The sequence below is a fragment of the Bifidobacterium sp. genome (assembly GCF_051876855.1).
Lineage (GTDB): Bacteria > Actinomycetota > Actinomycetes > Actinomycetales > Bifidobacteriaceae > Bifidobacterium.
Window position 1 is genome coordinate 1 of the sequence record NZ_JBJEIH010000107.1, and the last position, 4,904, is coordinate 4,904.

4 protein-coding genes are annotated in these 4,904 nt (G+C 58.8%); 2 read left to right on the forward strand and 2 right to left on the reverse strand.

The genetic code is table 11. The features are described 5' to 3' along the window. Positions 1-903 (reverse strand): amidase family protein (locus ACI38B_RS07110; protein WP_439730132.1); only part of this gene is annotated, 903 nt, incomplete at its 3' end. Positions 904-1,247: 344 nt separating this feature from the next. On the opposite strand from ACI38B_RS07110, the gene ACI38B_RS07115 reads away from it, so the two are divergent. Together ACI38B_RS07115 and ACI38B_RS07120 are read left to right on the forward strand one after the other, a co-directional pair. Further along, on the forward strand, positions 1,248-2,612 hold the full coding sequence (locus tag ACI38B_RS07115; RefSeq protein ID WP_439730133.1) for an aspartate aminotransferase family protein: 1,365 nt from the start codon (positions 1,248-1,250) through the stop codon (positions 2,610-2,612). 219 nt (positions 2,613-2,831) lie between these two features. Then, entirely contained in the window at positions 2,832-3,578 is a 747-nt protein-coding gene (locus ACI38B_RS07120; RefSeq protein WP_300746007.1) for a GntR family transcriptional regulator, read from the forward strand. Positions 3,579-3,641: 63 nt separating this feature from the next. On the opposite strand, the gene brnA is transcribed toward ACI38B_RS07120, so the two are convergent. Then, positions 3,642-3,926 (reverse strand): type II toxin-antitoxin system BrnA family antitoxin, encoded by a 285-nt coding sequence (gene brnA / locus ACI38B_RS07125; RefSeq protein WP_026650452.1) that lies wholly within the window; start codon positions 3,924-3,926, stop codon positions 3,642-3,644. Positions 3,927-4,904: the final 978 nt, after the last annotated feature.

Here is a 4,904-nt window from a genome sequence, read left to right on the forward strand (position 1 = left end):
GGCGTTTTCGTAATCGGCGTCGGTCAAGTGCAATCGCAACGGCTTGACAATGCATCCGTAGCATTCGAGCCGCTTTGCCGCGCGTTCTACCGCTTCCGCCACAGCGTGCTGAGGGGACAGGCCATATCCCATGTCCAGCAGCACGCCGACGCAAGGCGTTTTCGCCAGCACCGATTGCTCAGGAACCGCAGCGAAGGCACCGGGCAGGCACCACGGGTCGCTGTCCGCCTGCTGACCGACCACGGACAGGCCCTCGATGACATCGGCAACCGTGCGGGCAAGCACACCGGAAGACCGCATGACGCTCGCCGGCGAATACGCGATCCTCCCTTGCGTGGGCTTGATGGCTGCAAGCCCGCAATGCGCGGCAGGCAACCTGACCGAACCCGCGATGTCGGTTCCCAGTCCGAACGCGGCAAGGCCGCACGCCAATGCGGCCCCGACACCGGAACTCGAGCCTCCCGGACTCAACTCGGTGTTCCACGGGTTGCGCACAATGCCGAACTGCGAACTGATGCCACTGGCCAGCATGCCCATATCCGGCATCGTGCCCTTCGCAACGATGATTGCTCCGGCTTCCTCGAGCCGCATCACCGGTTCGGAAGACGCCGAGGAGACGGGATCGCTATCATGGATGGCACTTCCATGCCACCTGGGCAGCCCGGCCACATGATAGCTGTCCTTCACGATGACCGGCACCCCGTCAAGCGGCCCCTTGGGTTTGCCGGATGCGTACCGGGAATCACTCGCCTTCGCCTGTTCCACGGCAGTCTCACGGTATGCGCTGATCGCATTCACACGGTCCGCAACCGTATGCGCATACCGCAGGTGCCCGGAGATGACATCGCTGGGCTTGAGCTTGCCATTGAGATATGCCGCACGATACTGGGCAACGGTGAACATGACATCCTCCTTCACATGATTGGCGGCAAGCATGTCTGCGTGCCTGTCGCACCAAGGATTTACCTGACATTATTGGGTTCGAGGGCACGGCGGCACCCCGAGAATCTGTTACGGAACAGTTAGAAAATCCGTGGTTGTGTTAATGGCATATTTCATGGCGTCCGCAAAAGGCACGGGACTCTCGGGCCGGTATGCGAAAAGCCAGGTACCCGAGCCATAGCCATTTACCTGGATCCCATGTTTTGTTACATCGCGGTAATCGGCGGGCGGCAAGCCATTTGCGTGTTTCTCTATATTTGCAGTTGTCAGCAACACCTTCCGCAAACAACAGGAAGAAGGACACCATGGCAACCCGTTCGACGATCATGGACACCAATAGTTTCCGCCCGGAAATGGCGGCCGCGCTGGACCCCGAGACGCGCAAGCTCACCGAGGAACGTGAGGTATTAGGCCCCGCGTACCGGCTCTTCTACCGCAATCCGGTGCATCTGATCAAGGGTCGTGGCTCCCACCTGTGGGATGCCGACGGCGTGGAGTACCTAGACGTCTACAACAACGTCGCATCTGTGGGGCATTGCCATCCGCGGGTCGTCGAAGCGATTACGCGCCAGGCATCCCTGCTGAACACGCACACCCGCTATCTGCATGAGAACATCCTCAATTACGCGCAGGATATCCTGTCCACCATGCCTGGGCCAATCGACCGAATCATGTTCCAATGCACCGGATCAGAGGCGAACGATCTTGCGGTGCGTGTCGCTCAGGCGTACACCGGCGGAGAAGGGGTTATTGTCACACACGAGGCGTATCACGGCAATTCGGCGTTGACGTCGAAACTCTCCCCCGCTCTCGGCACCGCCCAGACGCTCGGTTTGAAGATGCGCATGGTCCCCACCCCGGACACCTATCGTCTCGAAATCGACGGCGAGCCGGCTGAATCATGCAGCGCTGAAGCCTTCGGCGCATGGATGTCCGCCGAGGTACGCAAGGCGGTGGCCGATATGGAACGTCACGGCGTGAAATTCGCTGCGTTTCTCGCCGATTCGATCTTCTCCTCCGACGGCGTGTACCCGGACCCGGTCGGCTATCTCCAACCGGTCATCGACACGGTACATGAGCTTGGCGGCGTGTGGATCGCCGATGAGGTCCAGCCTGGTTTCACCAGAACCGGTGATGCCTTCTGGGGCTTCGAGCGTCAAGGCATTGTGCCTGATCTGGTGACTTCCGGCAAGCCGATGGCCAACGGTCTGCCGACCTCGCTTATGGCGGCACGCCACGAGGTGCTTGAACCGTTCGCCGGCTCGATCCCGTATTTCAACACCTTCGGCGGCAATCCGGTATGCATGGCCGCGGCGCAGGCGACACTCGACGTGATGCGTGACAAGGACACGATGGGCAACGCCAAGCGGGTCGGCGCAATCTTCAAGAAGACTGTCGCCTCACTTCAGGATGCACACCCGTGCATCGGCGATGTGCGAGGGGCAGGACTGTACATCGGCTGTGAAATCGTCAAGCCCGGCACGAAAGACCCTGATCAGCAGGCAGCGCTGGATATCCTGGAAACCCTGCGCGGCAACCATGTCCTCACCTCGGTGTGCGGACGGTACGGCAACATCTTGAAACTGCGCCCGCCGCTGGTGTTCAGCGAGGATGATGTGGACTGGTTCATGGACGCGTTCACCAAGACGCTGGCGACACTCAAACTGTAGCCAGCCGTAGCAAGCTGTAGCCAGCACAGAATCGTCGGGTACGCACGGTAGCTCGCGTGCCCGAACGCGGGAACCGGCCAGTCCGGTCTCGCGAAATCCATCGACGATGCCCGGACCCGCAACCACTCACGGGGCCGGGCATTGTTGTATGCAACCGTAATCATCGCAACATAATCGCCTGATAGTGTTTGCGCAAGCACAACCATCGGGAAGATCGATATGGAAGCACCACGAGAGGAACACGCGGAAACCATCCGGCGGATACGCACGATCATCAGGACCAATCAACTGACCGCCGGCGAAAGAATCGGCACCGAACGCGCACTTGCGCAACGACTGAACGTCACGAGATCGACGCTGCGAGCGGCGCTCGACACCATGGAGCGCAATCACGAAATCGTCCGTCTCATCGGCCGGGCCGGCGGCATCGTCGTTTCAGATGGCAAAATCGTGCGGAATATCGATACCATCGAATCATTGCCCGATATCGCAAGAAGACAAGGCTTCACGCTGGATACGACCGTGCTGAGCGCGACACTTACTACCTGTGGCCCAAGCGACGCGCGTCATCTCGGTTTGCAGATGGGAGACCCGATTTACCGCATGAGCCGGTTGAGACGACTGGATGGCACGCCGCTGTCCTTGGAGCAAAGCACGCTGCCAGCGGCATTATTCCCCGACCTCTTGTCCTATCCCGATTTCGGCACATCCCTGTACGGTACGTTGAGCACGCGGTATGACGTAGATGTATCCGACGCCGAGGAAACGCTGGAAACCTTCGAAGCATCCGACGAGCATGCGGCGTTGCTGGATATTCCGACAGGCTCGCCGGTTGTGCGCATCCGCCGCGACGCATCCGACACCAAAGGCAGGATAGTCGAGCACGCGGTTGATCTCTTCGCGGCATCGCGAATCCGATTCACGCTCAAAGCAACCGGATATGTGCGGTTGTCCGCCGCCGGCTGATCCGATCTGGTTCGCCGTGCCACGTCTGTATCCGTTCACACAACCAGCCCACACTGTAATCCGTCACGCCCGCACCGCGGATTGGCTGTGCGCACGCGAGGCGCGTATCCTCTCAGCGAGCCAAGTATTTACTACTGCATTGCGGCTGATGGCCAACTCTTCGGCCTCTTCGTCCAGCCCCTCGACAATCCAGTCAGGCATGGTCAAGGTAATACGCTTCTGAACGACCGGATGGTGTTCGACGACAGGATGGTCCAGATCAAAGCACCCGAGCACTTCCTCGCCGTCATCGAATCGCTGTTCCAGCTGTTGTGCATCAAGCGACTGGCTGTTATTTGCATTGGTCATAATATTGCTCCTCGTCTTTTCGTGACCGTCTGACCGAAATCAACCGGATGCGGTTCCCACGTCTCAAATTCAATGCTCCACGGCCTATGCCGGATCGGACAGAAGCCCGAAGCAAGTCTCAACATCTCGTGAAATCGCCGAATGGCGGGAGATTTTCGGAGCAACATCTCAATATCTCCAAGACAGGCGGCAATCCCGCGAGATATTGAGATTCCCCGACCGGCACACCCCACCACCGACAGTCTCAAAACCGCGGAATCAAGCCAATCCTGTATTTTCAGCAACCGGGCGGACGCCACACAAAGTCTCAATATCTCGCCCGGACAGCCGACATCACGGAGATTTTCAGACGAATATCTCAATATCTCGCCATTAGCGGCTTGCAAAAGAGATATTGAGAAAACGCGACATGCCTGATACCCACGCTCCTCGAGCGAGACATCGAGCGATACAGGCACCAAGGAACCACACCCAAACACCTGTCTACGCACACACCCACGCCGATGGGCACGTTGCGCGGAGTGTCCGTCGAGATGCGACCCGCTGGATGCCGGGCTCACTTAGCTATCAGCTTGCTTCGTCGGGAAACACGACGGAAGAACCGCGGTATAGGGCATTTCAATATTGGCGGGCTCCTCACAGCAGTACTGTCGCCGGCGGACGGGAGTTTAGCGTAAATCGGCCTATCGGGCGCCGATCTCCCGCGTGCGGTGCGGGAGTTTGCGGGAATCACGCGTTCATGCGGATAATCTCCCAAGGTGAACGTTGGAATTTCGTGATTCTTGAATATTGGTCACGAGTCAGGTTTGGGGAGAACAGCGCCAGATTGGCGCATTAGCGATAAACTCCCGCTGCAATCCGGGACTTTTCTGCCGAACCGCCGATTCGCGGCCAATCTCCCACGAGTGGCGGGAGATAACGGGAGATTATTCGGTTACATGCTTCTACGACGCAAACTCCCACGTTCATTACGACCCG

Bases quoted from the DNA above. Each gene is read 5' to 3' on its own strand.
- ACI38B_RS07115 (WP_439730133.1), top strand. From the start codon at position 1,248: ATGGCAACCCGTTCGACGATCATGGACACCAATAGTTTCCGCCCGGAA.
- ACI38B_RS07120 (WP_300746007.1), top strand. From the start codon at position 2,832: ATGGAAGCACCACGAGAGGAACACGCGGAAACCATCCGGCGGATACGC.
- brnA (WP_026650452.1), bottom strand. From the start codon at position 3,926: ATGACCAATGCAAATAACAGCCAGTCGCTTGATGCACAACAGCTGGAA.